Raw genomic sequence first — 19,986 nt, 5'->3', positions numbered from 1 at the left:
CGCATTAGCACAGCCCCGAGCGACTCCCCTAGACTCCCCACACATGCGCCCCCTCCTGTTGGCCCTCGCCCTCCTGTTCGCGCCCGGCCGCGGACTCGCCGCCAGCGCTCCGCCGCCGGCGAAGGGAGAGATGCGCGCCTTGCTCGCCGAGCTCATCGCCGTGGACACCTCCAACCCTCCGGGCAACGAGGCCGCCGCCGCCCAGGTGGCCGCGCGGTGGCTGCGCGAGGCCGGCATCTCCTCCGCGCTCGTCGAGGACACTCCAGGGCGTGCCCACCTCATCGCCCGGCTCGAGGGCTCCGGCGCCGCGAGGCCCCTGCTCGTGCTCGCCCACCTCGACACCGTGCCCGCGCGGCGCGAGGAGTGGGCCTCCGATCCCTGGACGCTCACCGAGCGCGACGGCTTCCTGTATGGGCGCGGCGTCCAGGACAACAAGGGCATGGCCGCGGCCAGCATCCTCGCGCTGCGACGGCTCGCTCGGGAGGGAGGGAAGCGCTCGCGCGACGTGGTGCTCGTGCTCAGCGCGGACGAAGAGGTGGGCTCCCAGGCCGGCATCGACTGGCTGCTGGAGCGCCGCCCCGAGCTGCGCGAGGCGGAGTTCGCCCTCAATGAAGGCGGGCTCACGGAGCTGGGCGAGGACCGCCGCCGGGTGCGCTTCGTCAACCTCCAGGCCGCCGAGCGCGTCTCGCGCCACATGGTGCTGCGCGCCACGGGTCCCGGCGGTCACTCCTCGGTGCCACCCGCCACGCCCTCGCCCCTGGTGCGGCTGGCGGCGGCGGTGGCTCGTGTCGGAGCGGTCACCTTCCCCACCCGACTCACCCCCGTGACCCGGCTGAACATCGAGGGCCGGCTGAAGGTGACGGACGGCGAGACGGGCGAGGCCCTGAAGCGACTCGCCGCCTCTCCGGAGGCTCCGCCCCAGGACGCGGTGGACACGCTCGCGCGGCTCGAGCCCGCCCTGGCCGCCGTGCTGCGCACCACGTGCGTGCCCACCGTCTTCACCGCGGGCACCCGCCCCAACGTCATCCCCGCCACCGCCGAGGCCACCCTCAACTGCCGGCTGCTCCCGGACGACGACCCCGAGCAGGTCCGCGCGCGGCTCGTCGCGGCGATCGCGGACCCGGACATCCAGGTGGAATGGAACGCGCGGCCCCTGGACTCACCCGCCTCGCCCGTGGGCGACAACGCGATGTTCCGGGCCGCCCGCGCCGCCGCCGGCCGGGTCTGGCCCGGCGCGCCCGTCTTCCCCCGCATGTCCACCGGCACCACCGAGTCCACCGCCCTGCGCCGCGCGGGCATCCACGCCTACGGCATCGATCCCTTCGCCCTCACGCCGGAGGACGCTCGCACGGCCCACGCCCCCAACGAGCGCATCCCCGTGGCCTCGCTCCAGCCCGGCGCCGACTTCGTCCACCGGCTCCTGTCCGAGTTGGTGAAGTGAGCCCTGGCGCCCTCCCCTTCCGCTTCATCCCGAGAGGACCTCATGACGACTCCCCCCAAGGCCTCAGTCCGCACGCCCCTGGTCCTCCTGGCGGCGGTGCTGACGGCGTGTAGCTGGCAGACCCGGCCATCCCCCGAGGAGGCAACACCCGTGGCGAGAATCTGGAGGAAGAGCGCCCAGGCGCGCGACTTCGAGCGCTTCACCCGCGAGGGCACCCGGCTCACCCCGGAGGGCCAGCTCGAGCTGGATTCCTCCGGCCCCGCCCCCGCGGATCCCTTCCCAGGCCACACCCTCCCCGGCACGGACAGTCCCCTGCCCGAGGGCAGCGCGCTCGTCGGCCGGGCCCGCTCCGAGGTGCAACCCGTGCCAGGGGGCTTCGACAACGTGGTGCCCTCGTTCGACGTGCACACCCCGCCGGGCACCTGGGTGCGGCTGACGCTCGCGGCGCGCGTGGAGGGCGAGTGGACGAAGGACTACGACTTCGGCGTCTGGGCGCTCGAGCCGGGCACCGTCACGCGCCACAGCGTGGATCGTCAGGAGGATGAGCGGGGCAAGGTGCTCACCGACACCCTCGTGCTCAAGCAGAAGGCGGACGGGCTGCGGATGACGGTGTGGCTCTTCTCCACCCGACCCGGCACGAGCCCTCGCGTGCGCGCGCTCGCGGCGGCGGTGACCGACACGGGCCGCACCGCGCCCGAGGAGCCCTCGGACCGGCACGCCTGGGGCACGGTGCTCGAGGTGCCCGGCCGCTCGCAGATGCTCTACCCGCCCCATGGTGGCGCCTGGTGCTCGCCCACCTCGGTCACCATGCTGCTCGCGTACTGGAGCCACCGGCTCGGCCAGGAAGAGCTCCAGGTGAGCGTGCCCGTGGCGGCCGCCTCCGTCCACGACGCGGTCTACGCGGGCACGGGCAACTGGCCCTTCAACACCGCCTATGCCTCGGCGCTGGCGGGCGGAGTGCTCCACGGGCTGGTGGCGCGCTTCGACACCTTCACCCAGGTGGAGCGGCTCATCGCCCAGGGCATCCCCGTGAGCATCAGCGTCGCCTACGAGCGCGGCGAGCTGACCGGCTCGCCCGTGCCCCGCTCGGATGGGCACCTGCTCGTGGTGAAGGGCTTCACGCCCCAGGGCGACGTCGTCTGCAACGACCCGGCCTTCCCCAGCGACGACACGGTGGGCGTGACGTACCGTCGCGAGGAGCTGCTGCGGGCGTGGGACCATTCACGCCGCTCGGCCTACCTGCTGTGGCCCGCGGGCACGGAGCTCCCCCCGGGCGCGCTCACCTTCGTGCCCTGAGCCACACGGAGGAGCTCCAGGCCTCCGCTCACGGCGCGCGGAGCTCGTCGATCTGGGCGAAGCGGGCGAACGTCATGTCCGCGCCCGCCGTGCACTTGATCTCACCGGGGCCGGGATTCGAGCCACCGCCGCTGATGTCCTGCGCGCGGTACGCCACCCGGGGCAGGCCCTCCTTGCCCAGGGTGATCGACGGACTGTGCAGGAACCAGCCCCCCGCGATGTTGCAGTCGGGATAGGGGATGATCTTGTCCTTCTCCATGTCCGAGGCGAACTCCACCTTGGCCAGGTTCCACTTCGACTTCGTCTCGTCGGTGCAGTTGGCGTCACAGTGGGCAATCACGATGTTGTAGGCCGCCGCGTAGGCGATGCGCGGTTGATCCTTGCTGTCGAGCGCGAGCTCGAGCCCCGCCTTGAGCTGCGCGCCCCCTTCGTTGGCCGGCAGGAGGATCTGCGCGAACCAGCCCTCCGGGGAGGTGCAGTTCGTGTCGCACTCCAGGTAGAGCAGGTTGCGGCCGCTGCCGTCATCGCCCATCAGCGCCAGGCGCGGCTTGCCCTGGCTCGTGAGCCGCAGCGACATGGCCGGGTACATGCGGACCGCCTCGGAGAAGCCGTAGAACGTCTTGTAGAGGGCCGTGCCCTTCCAGTTGACGGCCGACGAGCAATCCGTGTCGCACTCGTAGTAATAGCTCAGGTGATTGCCGCCATCGACGAGCTCCGCCTTGACCAGACGCGGCTGGCCCGAGGGGGTGAAGCGCAGCGAGCCCATCTGCCAGTTGCGCGTGGCGATCTGCGACTGGGTCCAGCTCCCCGGGTTCTGGCAGTTGTTGTCACACTGCACGTAGAAGGTCGCGGGAGTCGGCGCCCCGATGCCGATGCTGCGGTAGCTGTGCATGATGAAGCGCGGCTTGCCCTGGGGCGTGACGGCGAACGCGTCTCCGGAGACCTCGCGCTCGCCGCCATGCTCGAGGATGGGCGTCACCGTCCACGAGGTGCGCTGGGTGCAGTCGCCCGAGCACGTGGCGTAGTAGACGCGCTCGTGGGTATTGAGCAGCAATTGCGGCTTGCCGTCCGGACCGACCGCCACCCGGGCGTTGTCCACCGTGCCCTGCGTCTCCAACTGCACCACCTTGGCCTGCTCGACCGAGCTGCAATTGGACGGGCAAAAGGCGTAGTAGGCATCGCCCCGGGAGTAGGCCGGGTAGACGATGTGGAAGTTGCCCTGCGCATCCGCCTGGATGTGCGGATCCCCCGTGTTGCGGGGCTCGCCCGTGGGCAGGAAGAACTGGCTCGTCTTGCTGACGGGGCCGTTGGGATTGTCCTTCCCTCCACACGCGGAACAGGCCACGAAAACCACGGCACAGACGGCGGCGAACAGGGCGGTCTCGATGCGACGCATCATGCGGCTCCTTGTCTCCAGTACCTCACCGCGGCGCGGCCCGCGGTTGGGGACAGAGACCTTCCGGCGGAAGGCCCACTGTTGTCCACAGAGAACCACCACGTCCCCCCCGGAGTGTCGGACCGAGGCTCCCCTCGCCTCCCAGGCCAGGGTCCCGCCAGACAGCCCTGGAGCCGAAAAGCGAAGGGGCCGTCCCCCGGTGAAGGGAGACGGCCCCTGGGACTTCAGGCACGTCAGGCACGAAGGGGCGTGGACTACTTCACGGCCTTCACGCGCTGGCGCTTCTCGCCGTGGCCCTCGGCCGGCGGCTCGCCATCGGCCGGAGGCGTCGGCACCGCCGCCACGGCCGGCTTGCCAATGCCGTACTTCTCGTACACCTGCCGCTCCACTTCCTTCATGACCTCGGGATGGTCACGCAGGTAGTCCTTGGCGTTCTCGCGGCCCTGGCCGATGCGCTCTCCCTTGAAGGAGAACCAGCTACCGCTCTTCTCGATGATGTTGTCCGTCGACGCCAGGTCGATGAGGTCGCCCTCCCTCGAGATGCCCGAGCCGTACATGATGTCGAACTCGACCTCCTTGAACGGAGGCGCCACCTTGTTCTTCACCACCTTCACGCGGGTGCGGCTGCCCACCACGTTCTCGCCATTCTTGATGGCGCCCACGCGGCGGATGTCCAGGCGCTGCGACGCGTAGAACTTCAGCGCGTTGCCGCCCGTCGTCGTCTCGGGGTTGCCGAACATCACGCCGATCTTCATGCGGATCTGATTGATGAAGATGACGCACGTCTGGCTCTTGCTGATGGTGCCCGTGAGCTTGCGCAGCGCCTGGCTCATGAGGCGCGCCTGCACGCCCATGTGCGCATCGCCCATCTCGCCCTCGAGTTCCGCCTTCGGCACGAGCGCGGCCACCGAGTCCACCACCAGCACGTCGATGGCGCCCGAGCGCACCAGCATCTCGGCGATCTCCAGCGCCTGCTCACCGGTGTCCGGCTGGCTCAGCAGCAGGTCATCCGTGCGCACGCCCAACTTGCGCGCGTAGCCGATGTCCAGCGCGTGCTCGGCGTCGATGTAGCCCGCCACGCCGCCGCGCTTCTGCGCCTCGGCCACCACATGGAGGCACAACGTCGTCTTACCCGAGGACTCCGGCCCGTAGATCTCCACGATACGGCCCTTGGGCACGCCTCCGACGCCCAAGGCGATGTCGAGCGAGACGCTTCCCGTCGAAATGGCCTGAACATCCCTCACCAGCGGCTCCTCGTTACCGAGCCGCATGATGGACCCCTTACCGAACTGGCGCTCCACCGCGGACATCGCCAACTCGATCGCCTTCTCCTTCTCCGGATTCACGGCCATTTCGTCTTGCTCCTTGCGTATGCGGCGAGCCACCCCGGCTCACCTGAACTCACGTTTAGTACGCGATGGGAAAACCCTAGTCCATCCGTCTGACATGACCCAGAACGTTCAGCGTCGTGTCCGCACGAGCAGCAGGCAGGCCACCAGCCCGCCCAGGCCACTCGCCGCTCCGTGATAACCGGCGGGCCCCCCCAAGAACACCTCGACGAGGGAGAGCAGGGTCAGCACGAACAGGCCCGCCCGCCTGGAGGGAGAACGTTCAGGGGCCAACAGGGCCATCATCAGCCCCATCAGCGCCAGGCCCATGAGCACCACCAGGAACGGCCCCAGCCCCCCCACCTCGGAAGCCACCTCGGGGGACAGGGCCCACCACTGCCCGACGAAGCCCACCCCCAACACCCCCGCCGGCACCACGCCCGAGGGCAGCACCGGACCGCGCCGCCGCCGGGTCCACGCCCGGAGATGCTCCAGGTCCTCGGGACGGACCTCCAGGGCATAGGGAAAGCCGAGCCGCGTCAGGGACTCGACGGCCACGCTCCGGCTCGTCCGGCCCCCGCGCTCCACCAGTCCCTCCAGCTGGCCGCTCTCCAGGAGGTGCAGGAGCAGATCCGCCACCTCCCGCGAGCCGCCTCCCTCCCCCAGCGCCTCCAGTTGGGCTCCCAACTGATCGGCCAGCCCCTCCCGCTCGTCCCCCGTGGCGTTCCGGGCCGCCTCCACGAGGCGCAGCACCTCGCGCCGCGTCGCCTCCGGGAGGGAAGCCTGGGGGGAATCGGGGAGCGGCTCCCAGGGGGCCAGCGACGCCACCTCCGGCTCCCGCCCGGCATCCCGGACGCGTGGGCCCGGAGAGAGGGGGTGGGGAGGGTGGAGCGTGCTCATGGCTCATGAAGATAATGATCGCCTCTCATCGAAGCCGACGCGTTCCGCCCAGAGCAGCGCCCCCGTCGGGCACCCGACAACACCCCCCGGCGCGCGCCGCTTTTTTGGACAGGTGAGGCACCTTCCGCGAATGTAGCGCTCGTCGCTGGTGCCCGGACGCACGTCGCCCGGGCTCAAAAGGGAATCCGGTGCGAATCCGGAGCTGCCCCGCAGCGGTCAGCGAGAACGAAGCCGTTCACACCACTGGCTCCTCGGAGCTGGGAAGGGAACGGTGTAGGCGGCATCACCCCAACGCTCGCGAGCCCGAAGACCTGCCAACGACCCGCGTCCGGGAGAGACATCCCGGGGCGGCGCAGACCTGGAGTTCCTCGGGGGAGGGACGCGGTCCAACACGCCACGAGCGCCGCTCGTCGCGTGCGGGCTCCCGTTGCTCTCCTCACCCGTCCGGGCTCCAGCCACGGTCGTGTAGGAGGAGCCGCAACATGTTGGACACCATCCCCGTCTCGCCCCCCAACCCGCAGCCGACCGCCACCACCATGCGGGTACGCAAGCGCAATGGGACGCTCGAGGCCGCGGATCTGAACAAAATCGTCCGCGCCATCAGCCGCTGCTGTGAGGGCCTGCGCCAGGTGGACGCCATCCGCGTGGCCACCAAGACGATCGCCGGCCTCTATGACGGCGCCTCGACCCAGGAGTTGGATCAGCTCTCCATCCAGACGGCGGCCTCGCTCACGCTCGAGGAGCCCGAGTACGCCAGGCTCGCCGCGCGGCTGCTCGCGACCTACATCGACAAGGAGCTGTCGGGCCAGGAGGTGCACTCCTTCTCGCAGTCCATCGCCGCGGCCCACCGGCTGGGGCTCGTCAACGAGCGCGTCGCCCAGCTCGTCGCCGCCAACGCGCGCAAGCTCAACGACTCCATCGATCCCACGCGCAACCGCCTCTTCGAGTACTTCGGCCTGCGCACCGTCTACGACCGTTACCTGCTCAAGCACCCCACCACGCGCGCGGTGCTGGAGACGCCCCAGCACTTCTTCATGCGCATCGCGGTGGCGCTCGGCGAGACCGTGCCCGAGGCCCTGGAGCTCTACCGGCGCTTCTCGCTCCTGGAGTACGTGCCCAGCTCCCCCACCCTCTTCAACTCCGGCACCCGGCACGAGCAGCTCTCCTCCTGCTTCCTGCTCGACTCGCCCGAGGACGAGCTGGGCAGCATCTACCAGCGCTACACCGACGTGGCCATGCTCTCGAAGTTCTCGGGCGGCATCGGGCTCGCCTACCACCGCGTCCGCTCGCGCGGCTCGCTCATCACCAGCACCAACGGGCACAGCAACGGCATCGTCCCGTGGCTCAAGACGCTGGACGCGTCCGTGGCGGCGGTGAACCAGGGCGGCAAGCGCAAGGGCGCGGCGTGCGTGTACCTGGAGACGTGGCACGCGGACCTGGAGGAGTTCCTCGAGCTGCGCGACAACACGGGTGACGAGGCCCGGCGCACGCACAACCTGAACCTCGCCAACTGGGTGCCCGATCTGTTCATGAAGCGCGTCGAGACGGACGCCTCCTGGTCGCTCTTCGATCCCAAGGTGGTGCCGCACCTCACCGACCTGTACGGCGAGGAGTTCGAGCGCGCCTACCTCGAGGCGGAGGCCAGGGGGCTCGCGGTCAAGAGCATCAAGGCGCGCGAGGTGTACGCGCGCATGATGCGCACGCTCGCCCAGACGGGTAACGGCTGGATGACGTTCAAGGACAAGAGCAACCGCGCGTGCAACCAGACGGCGCGCCCGGGCCGCGTCGTGCACCTGTCCAACCTGTGCACGGAAATCCTCGAGGTGACGAACAAGGACGAGACGGCCGTCTGCAACCTCGGCTCCATCAACCTCGCGCGGCACACCTCCACGGACGCGGCGGGCAAGGTGACGTTCGACTGGGAGAAGCTCGCCCAGACGGTGCGCACGGCGGTGCGGCAGCTCGACCGGGTCATCGACCTGAACTACTACCCCATCCCCACCGCCGAGAGCTCCAACCGGCGCTGGCGCCCGGTGGGCCTGGGCATCATGGGCCTGCAGGACGTCTTCTTCCAGATGCGCCTGCCCTTCGACGCCCCCGAGGCGCGTGCCCTCTCGCGCAAGGTGTCCGAGGAGATCTACTTCCACGCCCTCTCGGCGTCCGCGGAGCTCGCGGCCGAGCACGGCGCCCACCCCTCCTTCCCCGAGACGCGCGCCGCCCAGGGCGAGCTCCAGTTCGACGCCTGGGGCGTGACGCCCGAAGACAGCGCGCGCTGGGAGGCGCTGCGCACGCGGGTGAAGCAGACGGGCCTGCGCAACTCGCTGCTCATCGCCATCGCGCCCACGGCGACCATCGCCTCCATCGCGGGCTGCTACGAGTGCATCGAGCCCCAGGTGTCCAACCTCTTCAAGCGCGAGACGCTCTCGGGGGACTTCCTCCAGGTCAACCGCTACCTGGTCGAGGAGCTCAAGCAACTGGGCAAGTGGAACGAGGAGATGCGCACGCGCATCAAGCTCGCGGAGGGCTCCATCCAGGGGATTTCGGAGATTCCCTCCGAGGTGCGCGCCATCTACCGCACCGCGTGGGAGCTGCCCATGCGCTCGCTCATCGACATGGCGGCCGACCGCGGCGCCTTCATCGATCAGAGCCAGTCGCTCAACCTGTTCATGGAGTCGCCCAACATCGGGCAGCTCAGCTCCATGTACATGTACGCCTGGAAGAAGGGGCTGAAGACGACGTACTACCTGCGCTCGCGCCCCGCCACGCGCATCGCCAAGGCCACCGTCGAGGCGCCCCGCGAGGAGAAGCCCACCGAGGCGCAGGCCATCGCCTGCTCCCTGGAGAACCCCGAAGCCTGCGAGGCCTGCCAGTGACCGCCGCCAAGCCGCTCGAGACCCCCATGCCCTCCAACGCGACTCCCAAGACGGGCGGGCGCCTGCTCGATCCGGGGCTCAACCTCACCCTGCGCCCCATGCAGTACCCGGCGTTCTTCGAGATGTACCGCAACGCCATCAAGAACACCTGGACGGTGGAGGAGGTGGACTTCTCCACGGACGTGGGAGATCTCCGCTCGAAGATGTCGGCCGCGGACCGCCACCTCATCCAGCGCCTCGTGGCCTTCTTCGCCACGGGCGACTCCATCGTGTCCAACAACCTCGTGCTCAACCTGTACAAGCACGTGAACGCGCCCGAGGCGCGCATGTACCTGTCCCGCCAGCTCTACGAGGAGGCACTGCACGTGCAGTTCTACCTCACGCTGCTCGACACGTACGTGCCGGACCCCGCCGAGCGCGCCAAGGCGTTCGCCGCCATCGACAACATCCCGAGCATCCAGGAGAAGGCCGCCTTCTGCTTCAAGTGGATGGACTCGGTGCACCAGCTCGACAGGCTGGAGACGCGCGAGCAGCGCCGCGCCTTCCTGCTCAACCTCATCTGCTTCGCGGCCTGCATCGAGGGGCTCTTCTTCTTCGCGGCCTTCGCCTACGTGTACTTCCTGCGCTCGCGCGGGCTGCTCCACGGCCTCGCCGGGGGCACCAACTGGGTGTTCCGCGACGAGAGCGCCCACATGGCGTTCGCCTTCGAGGTGGTCAAGTGCGTGCGCCGCGAGGAGCCCGGCCTCTTCGACGCGCAGATGGAGCGCGACGTGGTGACCATGATGGAGGAGGCGGTGGCGTGTGAGCTGCGCTTCGCCGAGGACCTGCTGGGCGGCGGCGTGGCGGGGCTGTCCGTGAACGAGATGCGCCAGTACCTCGAGTACGTGGCGGATCAGCGCCTCACCCTGCTGGAGCTGCCCAAGCGCTACGGGGCCAAGAATCCGTTCGGCTTCATGGACCTGCAGGACGTGCAGGAGCTGGCCAACTTCTTCGAGCGCCGCGTGTCCGCCTACCAGGTGGGCGTCGTCGGGGAAGTGACCTTCGACGCCGCGTTCTAGGCGCCTGGACCTGGATATCGTCCACCCCCCGAGAGCGCTGGGGGTGGACGCATCAGTTGCAGCCTTGGCTCGACAACCAATTCACGCCACGGGTCCGCTCGTTCGTGCCGTTCGAGCCACCGGAGTCCACGTTCGAGAAAGACATGGACACAGCGCTCCCCGTGGACTGGTTGGTGATCTCCATCGTCATGGTGTTGGGGATGAGCGTGGTGGAGTTCGGGTAGTTCGCACCGATGTAGTAGCGCAACCGGCCGCTCGGCAGGCTCCCACACTTGGCCATCTTGTTCTCGAGCTGCACCCAGTTGCCCCGGTTGAAGTTGGCATCCTGGGGCACGATGTTCGCCCGCCCGCCCCAGCCCCCGAGCTGTGAACCGATGAGGTGTCCCCCGTCGTAGTCGTTGCTGGGGTTTTCCGCGTCGCCCCACTGCCCCACGCTCGTCTGACAGGAGTCGATGCGCGGCGCGGCGACGATCGGCGGCAGGTACTTGTACGCCCGGTTCGGCCGGCCCGCGCTGTCGATGAAGTAGTACTCGCCGTCGAAGTTGTGCCAGATGCTCCGGTCTCCCGACGGGAAGAACTTCGGGCAGTCGCTGATCAACGCCGCGGTGACGTTCCCGTGGGCAACGTAGCCGACGCCGTAGAGCGCCATCGCCCCCCGGATCTCCTCCTCCGTGTGACTCTCGAAGAAGTCCATGAGGCCGCTCGGGCCACCGAAGTCTTGCTCGAGCTGGCTGGCGACGCCTTCACCGCCCAGGTCCGTGACTCCGCAACCGCCGAGCAACAGGCCAGACACCACCGCGACCGAGAGCCCGTTCATGGTGCGCATTCTTCTTGGCCTTTCCTCACCGGAGTCGTTGACTTCGCGACACCAATTACCAAGAAGTCGAGAAAAAGGCGAGAAGCGGATTGCTAAAATTCCGTGACAATCCTGCTGGAGCGTACCTACCTGGATCCCACAAAGCTTCCCCAGAGCATCAACATCTGGGCCGGGCCGGACATGAAAACGCCCGGGGCCTCGTGAGGGAGGCACCCGGGCGTCGTTCGCCGTCCCCCGCGAGGGGAGCGGAGGCCGGAGCGAGGCGGACTACTCCACCGTCACGCTCTTGGCGAGGTTGCGCGGCTGGTCCACGTCGTTCCCGCGCATCTCCGCCACGTGGTAGGCGAGCAGTTGCAGGGGAATGGTGGCCACCACGGGCGCGAGCAGCGCGGTGGCGGCGGGGATGCGGATGACGTGGTCGGCGAGCGTGGCCGCGTGCGTGTCGTCCTCGTCGATGACGGCGATGACCTTGCCGCCGCGCGCGCGCACCTCCTCGATGTTGCCGATGATCTTCTCGTAGGCCACGTGCGGCTGCTTGGGAGCGATCACCACCACGGGCATCTTCTCGTCGATGAGGGCGATGGGGCCGTGCTTCATCTCGCCGCCGGCGTAGCCCTCGGCGTGGATGTAGGAAATCTCCTTGAGCTTGAGCGCGCCCTCGAGCGCCACCGGGTGCATGGGGCCGCGGCCGAGGAAGAGGAAGTCCTGGGCGTTCATGAAGTCACGCGCCACGCGCTTGACGGCGGGCTCGCACTTGAGCACGTCCTCGATCATCTTCGGAATCTCGGTGAGCGAGGTGAGGTGCTCCTGGGCCGCCTTGACGGAGAGCGTGCCGCGCATGCGGCCGAGCTTCACCGCGAGCAGGTACAGGCCCACGAGCTGCGTGGTGAAGGCCTTGGTGGAGGCCACGCCGATCTCCGGGCCCGCGTTGGTGAGCACGGTGACCTCGGCCTCGCGCGTCATGGCGCTGCCGATGACGTTGCACAGCGCGAGCGAGGAAGCGCCGCGCGCCTTGGCCTCCTTGAAGGCCGCCAGCGTGTCCGCCGTCTCACCCGACTGGCTGATGGCGATGGCCAGGTGCGTGGACTCGACGATGGGGTCGCGGTAGCGGAACTCGCTCGCCAGCTCCACCTCCACGGGGATGCGCGCCAGGGACTCGATCATCGCCTTGCCCGCGATGCCCGAGTGCCACGAGGTGCCGCACGCGAGGATGGTGATCTTCGTGAGCGCCTTGACCTTCTCCGGGCTCATCGTCCAGCCCTCGAAGTGCACGTCGCCCTCGGACAGCATCATGCGGCCGCGCAAGGTGTCCGCCACGGCGCGAGGCTGCTCGTGGATCTCCTTGTGCATGAAGTGCTTGTGGCCGCCCTTCTCCGCCATCATCGGCGTCCAGTCGATGCGGCGCGTGACGCGGTTCACCTTCTGGTTGGAGCGGTTGAAGATCTCCACGCCGCCCGCGGTGAGGATGGCCAGGTCGCCCTCCTCCATGTAGATGAAGTCACGCGTGTGCTCGAGCAGCGCGGGCACGTCGCTCGCCACGAAGTTCTGGCCCTGGCCCAGGCCCAGCACCATGGGCGAGGACTCCTTGGTGCACACGATGCGGTCGGGATCGCTCTCCGTCACCACCGCCAGGGCGTAGGTGCCCTTGACGTGGGAGACGGCCGCGCGCACCGCCGCGGGCAGCTCCAGGCCGCTCTTGAGCTCGTCCGAGATGAGGTGGGCGAACACCTCGGAGTCCGTCTCCGAGGAGAACACGTGGCCCTTGGCGCGCAGCTCCTCCTTGAGCGCCAGGTGGTTCTCGATGATGCCGTTGTGCACCACCGCCACGCCGCCGTAGGTGTGCGGGTGCGCGTTCTCGTCCGACGGCCGGCCGTGCGTGGCCCATCTCGTATGGCCGATGCCCACCGTGCCTTGCGGCAGGTCCGTCTGGACACGGCTCTCCAGGTTCTTCAGCTTGCCCGTGGCACGCACCACGTTGAGGACGTTGCGGTTGATCACCGCCACGCCCGCCGAGTCATAGCCGCGGTACTCGAGCTTCTTCAGCCCGGAGACCAGGATGGGAGCCGACTGCTTGTCACCAACGTACCCGACGATTCCGCACATATTGTTCTGTCCTCTCTCACGCCCATGGTCCCCGAGCTTCCACCCGGGGAGCAAACCCACCTACATCGGGCGACCTCGATCGCCCTGACGACAAGCAAGACCCACGCCACTACCCCGTCGACACCTTGTCCGGCTTGGCCGGGCTTGATTCCGCGGACTTCTTGAGCCGAGCCTTGTGGCGCTCGACCCACCCTTCCTTGATCACCTGCGGCGCACGGGACACGGCGAGACTCCCGGAGGGCACATCTTTCGTCACCGTGGTGCCCGCACCGACATAGGCACCGTCGCCGACCTTGACCGGGGCGACGAGCTGGGAGTCGGAGCCAATGAACACTCCGTCCCCGAGTTCGGTGAGGTGTTTGTTCACTCCGTCATAGTTGCAGGTGATGGTGCCGGCGCCGACGTTCACCCCGGAGCCGATCTTCGCGTCGCCCAGGTAGGCCAGATGGTTGGCCTTGGTGCCCCGGCCGAGGCGGGCCTTCTTCGTCTCCACGAAATTACCCAGATGTACTTCCTCGGCGAGCTCCGTCCCGGGCCGCAGCCGCGAGAAGGGCCCCAGGATACACCGCTCGCCGACGCGGGCCTCCTCCAGCACCGTGTAGGGCTTCAGGGTCGTTCCGTCGGCGACCGAGGAGGCGTGCAGCACGCAGCCCTGGCCGATAGTGACGCGGCTGCCCACCACGGTGGCGCCCGTCAGGCTGACTCCCGGGGCCACCTCGGTGTCCGGGCCGATCGTCACGCCCTCCTCGATGTAGGTGGTGGCGGGGTCGGCCAGGGTGACGCCGTTGCGCATGTGCCAGGTGTTGATGCGCTGCTGCAGGTCCCTGGCGCGCGCGGCCAGCTCCACGCGGTCGTTCACCCCGGCCGTCTCGTTGAAGTCCGCCTCGATGGCGGGCACCGGCCCCTGCGAGGCGGCCATCTCCACCAGGTCCGTGAGGTAGAACTCGCCCTGGGCGTTGGTGCTCTTGATGTTGGCCAGCGCCGCCCAGAGGAAGGACGAGTCGACGAGGTAGATGCCGGCGTTGCACTCGCGCACCAGGCGCTCCTCGGGGGAGCAGTCCTTGTGCTCGACGATGCGCTTGACGAGGCCGCCCTCGCGGATGACGCGCCCGTAGCCGGTGGGATCCTCCAGCCGGGTGGACACGAGCGAGAGCACGCCCCCGCCCTTCTCATGCGCGGTGATGAGCGCGGCGAGTGTCTCGCGGCGCACGAGCGGCACGTCCCCGTAGAGGATGAGCACGCGGCCCTTGAAGTCCTTGAGTGCCTCCTCGGCCGAGCGCACCGCGTCGGCCGTGCCCCGCTGCTCCTTCTGGAGCGCGAAGCGCAGGGGCGCGGCGGCGAAGAGGTCGCGTACGGAGCGCTCCACCTCGCTCGCCTGGTGTCCCACCACCGGCACCACGGGCGAGGCGCCCAGCTCCAGCGCACGCATCAGGGGATAGAAACACAGGGGCTTGCCGAGAATGGGGTGAAGGACCTTGGCCTTCTCCGAGCGCATCCGCGTGCCCTTGCCCGCGCACAGCACCACCGCCGCCAAAGGAGTTGTCATGTCGGCGATAACTAGGGATCGCTTCAGGGCACGTCAACCACGAGCCGCGGAACGGGGCCCGCGAGCATCCTCCAGATGCGCCCTGACGGACACGGACAGGGTGTTGCGGCTCACGGTGATGCCATAGACGGGCTTGAGGAAGAGCGTCGTCACGGACACATCCGGTGGCGGTGGCATCGTTGGATTGACTGGGTTCGGCTCGGCGTTCATGGTTCCCCGGCGCCATGGCGACGTCCCACGCAAGATGCCGGGCCCGCCAGGTCCCGTCCATCCGTGGTCCATCGTGGGTGGCGTCCGCCGGACACTTCGAAATGAAATGCGTTGTGGTGGGTCCGGCCGGCGGCCGGGATACTCCAGAACCCCCGGCGCGGGGAAGAACGAGTTGCAGGCCTGAGATGGAGGCGTGGCACGTGCGGATGGGAAAGATGTGGACTCTCCGGAAGAGCTGGTCGCTGGCACTGGGCGTATTGCTCGCGGCGGGTCCGGCGGGGGCGGCGCGACAGTACCGGGGCGGCGCGGTGGCGACGGCCCACCCGATGGCGAGCGAGGCCGCGCTGAAGATGCTGGACAAGGGCGGCAACGCGGTGGACGCGGCGGTGGCGGCGGTCTTCACCCTGGCGGTGGTGGGGCCCTACCACTCGGGGCTGGGCGGGGGTGGGTTCGCGCTGGTGCATGACGCGAAGACGGGCGAGACGCGGGCGTTGGACTTCCGCGAGGTGGCTCCCCAGGCCGCCACCCGGGACATGTACGTCAAGGACGGCAAGGTGGTGCCGGGACTGTCCACGGACGGCGTGCTGAGCGTGGCCGTGCCCGGGGCGGTGGCGGGCTATCTCGAGCTGCTCGAGAAGCACGGCAAGCTGTCGCGCGCGGTGGTGTTGCAGCCGGCCATCGAGGCGGCGCGCGCGGGCTTCTGGGTGTCGCCCAAGTACCAGGCCATGGCGAGGGCGCGGCGCGACTGCCTGGGTCGGGATCCGGAGGCCACGCGCATCTTCCTCGTGAAGAACGCCGAGGGCGAGCTGGAGGCGCCGCCCATCGGGCACACGCTGCGCCAGCCGGACCTGGCCCGCACGCTCACCACGCTCGCCAAGAGCGGCCCGGCGCCCTTCTACACGGGCGCGCTCGCCCAGGCGATGGTGGACACGGTGAAGGCCGGAGGCGGCCTGCTCACCCGCGAGGACCTGAAGGCCTACAAGACGCGCACCCACGCGCCCATGGAGGGCAGCTACCGCGGCCACCGGCTGCTCACCATGCCGCCGCCGAGCGCGGGGGGAGTCGCGGTGGTGCAGACGCTCGGCGTGCTGGAGAAGCTGCGGCCCCAGGGACTCGCCTTCCGCGACCCGGAGGAGCTCCACCTGTACGCCGAGACGCTGCGTCGCGCGTACGTGGACCGCACGAAGTTCCTGGGAGACCCCGCCATGGTGCAGATCCCCCTGGAGCGCCTCACCTCGTCCGGCTACCTCGCGGACCTGGCCGGCAGCATCGATCCGAAGAAGGCCACCCCCAGCGCCTCGCTCCTGCCTCCCGGAGAGGACGCGGGCGGCTCCACGCTCAAGAAGCAGGATGCCGGCTGGTATGATCCCTCCACGTCCTCGGAGAAGAAGAACACCACGCACGTGTCCGTCATCGACAAGGACGGCAACGCCGTGGCGCTCACCACCACGGTGAACTACGGCTTCGGCTCGTGCGTGGTGGCCAAGGGCACGGGCATCCTGCTCAACGACCAGATGGACGACTTCTCCGCGCGGCCCGGGGTGCCCAATGCCTACGGGCTCGTGGGCTACGAGGCCAACGCCATCGCTCCGGGCAAGGTGCCCCTGTCCTCCATGTCCCCCACGCTCGTCTTCTCCAAGGAGGACCCGAAGAAGGTGATGCTCGCGGTGGGCAGCCCCGGGGGCTCCACCATCCCCACCACCGTCATCCAGGTCATCTCCAACGTCGTGGACCAGGGCATGGACGTGACGCGCGCGGTGGGACAGGGCCGTCTTCACCACCAGTACCTCCCGGATGAACTGTGGGTGGACCAGTGGGGGCTGGAGACGGCCACGCTCCAGGCGCTGGAGGCCAAGGGCCACAAGCTGCGCCGGCTGCCGGCCTGGGGCGACGCGGAGGCCGTCTACAGCGATCCCCGGACGAACCTGCGCAGCGCGGCGAGCGACCCGCGCAACGAAGGCACCGCCCTGGGCCAGGACTGACCGAGAGGACGCGCGCCACCGTGCCCGAACTGCCCGAACTCTTCGACGCACACCTCCACCCCGAGTCCCTGAGCGATCAGGACCTCGAGTCCATGCGCTATTTCGGGGTGGAGCGGGCCATCGTGGTGGCCCACCACCTGCCCGAGCCCACGCCCAAGGCGCTGCGCAAGCACTTCGACGACCTGGTGCTCAAGCAACTGCCGCGCCTGGAGCGGCTGGGCATCCGCGCCTGGGCGGTGCTGGGCGTGCACCCGCGCTGCATCCCCCGCCGAGGCCTGTCCGAGGTGCTCTCCCACCTACCCGACTACTTCCGGGGTGGCCGCGTCGTGGCCCTGGGCGAGACGGGTCTGCACTCGGGCGGCATCGAGGAGGAAGAGGCCTTCATCGAGCAGCTCGCGCTCGCGCGCCAGCTCAAGCTCAAGGTGGTGGTGCACACGCCCGTGCTCGACAAGGAACGCCACACCCGGCGCATCCTCACCCTCTTGCGCGACTCCGGCGTGCTGCCCTCGCGCGTGCTCGTGGACCACGCCAACGGCCGCACCGTGCGCAACATCCTCGGTTGTGGGCATTGGGCGGGATTGACCCTCCATCCGGAGGCGCTCCGGGCCGAACGCGCCGTGGCGCTGGTGCGCCGGTTGGGCAGCGAGCGGCTGGTGCTCAACTCCGATGCCGGCGATGGCGCCGGGGACATCCTCGGACTGGCACGCCTGGCCAACCTGCTGACCAAGGCGAAGCTGTCGGAGAGGGTGGTGAAGCGCGTGGCCCATGAAAACGCCGCGCGCTTCTACCAGCCCCGCTGACTAATTCACCGCACTCGACTGCAACTCCGTCTGCAAGGTCAGACGCTGCGCTGCATCATCCAGCGTCGCCTGCACCACGATGCCTCTCTGCCGGTAATCCGCCAGCGAGTCCGCTGCCTCATCCAACAAGCGCTGGTAGCGCTCGTCCAACTCCACTGCGATCAACATCATCGTCTCGCCCGCGTCATCGACGCCCGGGCGGTACACCTGGCAGCGCTGGAACCGCGCCCAGCGGCCGTTCGCCATCTTCACCAATTCGCCGTCATAAGCCATTGCGCAGTCCCCCTTTCGACCGTCCGACACGATTGCCGGCACGTGAGTGGAATCACTGTAGTCACAAATTTTCCGCGCGCCATCCCCCCCTTTGAAAATTCGTGAAAGGCCGTCTCCACGGTCCTATAGAAAACGCTTTCCCTCGAAGCCGCCCCCGTCCACCGACAGGCGGCGTACACTTTGTAAATTTGCTGTGGTGTCAATCTGTTGATCGACCCGCCCGGCCGCCCCACGGTCTGGAGGAAGCGAGCGACAGTGGCCCCCGAACGGGTCATCCCTTAGATTGCCTGGGATGAAGTTGCCCTCGTTGTTCCGCCGAGAACGGACCGTCATCAAGCGGGCGGATGCACAGGACCAGGTGGAGAAGGTCCTGGCCGAGTCGCTGCGTGTGCTCGGTCAGGTATGCACCAAGGTCGCCGATGTCATCGAGACCCAGCGCCTGGAGCGTGCCGGCTACGCGCAGAACACCCTGCTGCGGCGCCTGGACACGCCCGAGGACGAGGAGGCGCGCAAGAAGCAGTAGCCGCGCCCCACCGCATGGATCCCTTCGAACAGCTTCCCGCCTGCCTGGGCGCCGCGGGATGGCTGGCGCCCGGCGAAACCAGGGGGCCGCCGCTGCCCGCCCTGGAGGATGAGGAAGGGCCCCGGCTGCCCGAGGGGCTACCACCCGTGGTGGATGCCCACGTGCACCTCTTCCCGGATCGGGTGTTCGAGGCCATCTGGCGCTGGTTCGAGCAGTACGGCTGGCCCATCCGCTACAAGCTGCACACCCCCCAGGTGCTCTCCTTCCTGCTGTCACGGGGCGTGCACCGGGTGGTGGCGCTGCACTACGCCCACAAGCCGGGCATGGCGCGCTTCCTCAACACCTACATGGCCGAGGTGGTCCGCGCCGAGCCGCGCGTGCTGGGGCTGGCCACCGTGCTCCCCGGGGAGGCGGGCGCGGAGGACATCCTCGCCGAGGCCTTCGCCGCCGGGCTCAAGGGGGTGAAGTTGCACTGCCACGTGCAGTGCTTCGCCCCGGACGCGCCCGCCCTGCACGAGGTGTACGCGGCGTGCGCCCGGGCCGGAAAGCCCCTGGTGCTCCACGCGGGCCGCGAGCCCGCCAGTCCCCACTACTCGTGCGATGTCCACGCCCTGTGCTCGGCCGAGCGCGTGGAGCGGGTGCTCGAGGACCATCCGGACCTGCGCCTGTGCATCCCCCACCTGGGCGCGGACGAGTTCGACGCCTACGCGCGGCTGCTCGAGCGCCATGACAACCTCTGGCTGGACACCACCATGGCGCTCGCGGGCTACTTCCCCCTCACCCCGCCGCGCCGCCTGCTGGAGGTGCGTCCCGAGCGCATCCTCTACGGGACGGACTTCCCCCATCTGCCCTATGCGTGGGATCGCGAACTCCGGCGGTTGCTGGAGCTCGGACTCGACGACGAGGTAGAAGCGGGCATCCTCGGCCAGAACGCCTTGCGCCTCTTCGAAGGGTGTTGAAAAGCGGGCAGACCCCTTCCGCAACTGACGGGCCGTTCGCATCTTGCCCCCCATAGAATCCGGCTTTGTCACCGGATACGCTTCGAGGCTTCCATGTCCTACATCTTGGTCGTCGATGACGACGCGAGCCACCGCACGCTCATCTGCGATGCCCTTGAGGAAATGGGCTACCGCACGGGGCAGGCCGCCAATGGGCGGGAAGCCCTGGATGTCTTCGAGGGAGAACTGCCCCAGGCGGTGCTCCTGGACCTGCGCATGCCCGTCATGAGCGGCTGGGGGCTCCTGGATGCCCTCAAGAAGATGCCGCGGGCGCGCGGACTGCCCATCATCATCATCTCCGGCTACGGCTTCGAGTGGGAGGCCGAGCTCGTGGGCGCCGCGGGCTACATCTCCAAGCCGGTGGACCTCGACAAGGTGAGGATGACCGTGCAGCGCATCATCGGACCGCCCGAAGTGGCGATGATGCACTGAAGGGCCCCAC

The 19,986-nt window shown here is 68.9% G+C and carries 16 protein-coding genes and 1 riboswitch; of the genes, 9 read left to right on the top strand and 7 right to left on the bottom strand.

Annotation, left to right across the window (positions count from 1 at the left end; all coding sequences use genetic code 11):
- Nucleotides 1-43: 43 nt before the first annotated feature.
- Both CYFUS_RS10275 and CYFUS_RS10270 read left to right on the top strand, forming a co-directional pair.
- Entirely contained in the window at nt 44-1,441 is a 1,398-nt protein-coding gene (locus CYFUS_RS10275; protein WP_095985055.1) for a M20/M25/M40 family metallo-hydrolase, read from the top strand.
- 42 nt (nt 1,442-1,483) lie between these two features.
- Nucleotides 1,484-2,737, top strand: a complete 1,254-nt coding sequence (locus CYFUS_RS10270) for a peptidase C39 family protein (RefSeq protein ID WP_232537486.1) — start codon at nt 1,484-1,486, stop codon at nt 2,735-2,737.
- A gap of 28 nt (nt 2,738-2,765) precedes the next feature.
- Here the strand turns inward: CYFUS_RS10270 and CYFUS_RS10265 are convergent, their stop codons facing one another.
- From CYFUS_RS10265 to CYFUS_RS10255, 3 genes are all read right to left on the bottom strand, one after another.
- Nucleotides 2,766-4,136 carry a hypothetical protein gene (locus tag CYFUS_RS10265; RefSeq protein ID WP_095985053.1) on the bottom strand — a complete coding sequence of 457 codons (1,371 nt, stop codon included), beginning with the start codon at nt 4,134-4,136 and terminating at the stop codon, nt 2,766-2,768.
- A gap of 251 nt (nt 4,137-4,387) precedes the next feature.
- A complete protein-coding gene (gene recA, locus CYFUS_RS10260) occupies nt 4,388-5,485 on the bottom strand; it encodes a recombinase RecA (protein ID WP_095985052.1) in 1,098 nt (365 codons plus the stop codon).
- A 108-nt stretch (nt 5,486-5,593) separates the two neighbouring features.
- On the bottom strand, nt 5,594-6,361 hold the full coding sequence (locus tag CYFUS_RS10255; protein ID WP_095985051.1) for a hypothetical protein: 768 nt from the start codon (nt 6,359-6,361) through the stop codon (nt 5,594-5,596).
- A 129-nt stretch (nt 6,362-6,490) separates the two neighbouring features.
- Nucleotides 6,491-6,695, top strand: a riboswitch (cobalamin riboswitch).
- Nucleotides 6,696-6,843: 148 nt separating this feature from the next.
- Between CYFUS_RS10255 and CYFUS_RS10250 the strand changes: the two genes are divergently transcribed.
- On the top strand, nt 6,844-9,234 hold the full coding sequence (locus CYFUS_RS10250; RefSeq protein WP_157758375.1) for a ribonucleoside-diphosphate reductase subunit alpha: 2,391 nt from the start codon (nt 6,844-6,846) through the stop codon (nt 9,232-9,234).
- Nucleotides 9,235-9,260: 26 nt separating this feature from the next.
- Complete coding sequence (locus CYFUS_RS10245; RefSeq protein ID WP_095991922.1) at nt 9,261-10,292, top strand: ribonucleotide-diphosphate reductase subunit beta; 1,032 nt, start codon at nt 9,261-9,263, stop codon at nt 10,290-10,292.
- Between the two features lie 52 nt (nt 10,293-10,344).
- Here CYFUS_RS10245 and CYFUS_RS10240 read toward each other — a convergent pair whose 3' ends face one another.
- The 3 genes from CYFUS_RS10240 to glmU all read right to left on the bottom strand — a co-directional run bounded on the left by CYFUS_RS10240 (nt 10,345) and on the right by glmU (nt 14,758).
- The gene (locus CYFUS_RS10240; protein ID WP_095985050.1) at nt 10,345-11,118 is read right to left on the bottom strand and encodes a DNA/RNA non-specific endonuclease; all 774 of its coding nucleotides are present in this window, start codon (nt 11,116-11,118) and stop codon (nt 10,345-10,347) included.
- 258 nt (nt 11,119-11,376) lie between these two features.
- On the bottom strand, nt 11,377-13,212 hold the full coding sequence (gene glmS, locus CYFUS_RS10235; protein ID WP_095985049.1) for a glutamine--fructose-6-phosphate transaminase (isomerizing): 1,836 nt from the start codon (nt 13,210-13,212) through the stop codon (nt 11,377-11,379).
- A gap of 109 nt (nt 13,213-13,321) precedes the next feature.
- Complete coding sequence (gene glmU, locus CYFUS_RS10230) at nt 13,322-14,758, bottom strand: bifunctional UDP-N-acetylglucosamine diphosphorylase/glucosamine-1-phosphate N-acetyltransferase GlmU (RefSeq protein ID WP_095985048.1); 1,437 nt, start codon at nt 14,756-14,758, stop codon at nt 13,322-13,324.
- 425 nt (nt 14,759-15,183) lie between these two features.
- Between glmU and ggt the strand changes: the two genes are divergently transcribed.
- A complete protein-coding gene (ggt, locus tag CYFUS_RS10225) occupies nt 15,184-16,950 on the top strand; it encodes a gamma-glutamyltransferase (protein ID WP_232537485.1) in 1,767 nt (588 codons plus the stop codon).
- 20 nt (nt 16,951-16,970) lie between these two features.
- Complete coding sequence (locus CYFUS_RS10220) at nt 16,971-17,750, top strand: TatD family hydrolase (protein WP_095985047.1); 780 nt, start codon at nt 16,971-16,973, stop codon at nt 17,748-17,750.
- On the opposite strand, the gene CYFUS_RS10215 is transcribed toward CYFUS_RS10220, so the two are convergent.
- Nucleotides 17,751-18,023, bottom strand: a complete 273-nt coding sequence (locus CYFUS_RS10215) for a hypothetical protein (RefSeq protein ID WP_095985046.1) — start codon at nt 18,021-18,023, stop codon at nt 17,751-17,753.
- 292 nt (nt 18,024-18,315) lie between these two features.
- On the opposite strand from CYFUS_RS10215, the gene CYFUS_RS10210 reads away from it, so the two are divergent.
- The 3 genes from CYFUS_RS10210 (at nt 18,316) to CYFUS_RS10200 (ending at nt 19,976) form a co-directional block, all read left to right on the top strand.
- Nucleotides 18,316-18,546, top strand: coding sequence for a hypothetical protein (locus CYFUS_RS10210; RefSeq protein WP_095985045.1), 231 nt, complete (start codon nt 18,316-18,318; stop codon nt 18,544-18,546).
- Between the two features lie 14 nt (nt 18,547-18,560).
- On the top strand, nt 18,561-19,505 hold the full coding sequence (locus CYFUS_RS10205) for an amidohydrolase family protein (RefSeq protein WP_232537484.1): 945 nt from the start codon (nt 18,561-18,563) through the stop codon (nt 19,503-19,505).
- A gap of 93 nt (nt 19,506-19,598) precedes the next feature.
- Entirely contained in the window at nt 19,599-19,976 is a 378-nt protein-coding gene (locus CYFUS_RS10200; RefSeq protein WP_002630036.1) for a response regulator, read from the top strand.
- The last annotated feature ends 10 nt before the right edge of the window (nt 19,977-19,986 follow it).

This window comes from Cystobacter fuscus, assembly GCF_002305875.1.
Classification (GTDB): Bacteria; Myxococcota; Myxococcia; order Myxococcales; family Myxococcaceae; genus Cystobacter; species Cystobacter fuscus_A.
Note: the sequence above shows the minus strand (reverse complement) of the source record. Positions and strands in the feature narration are given on the sequence as shown.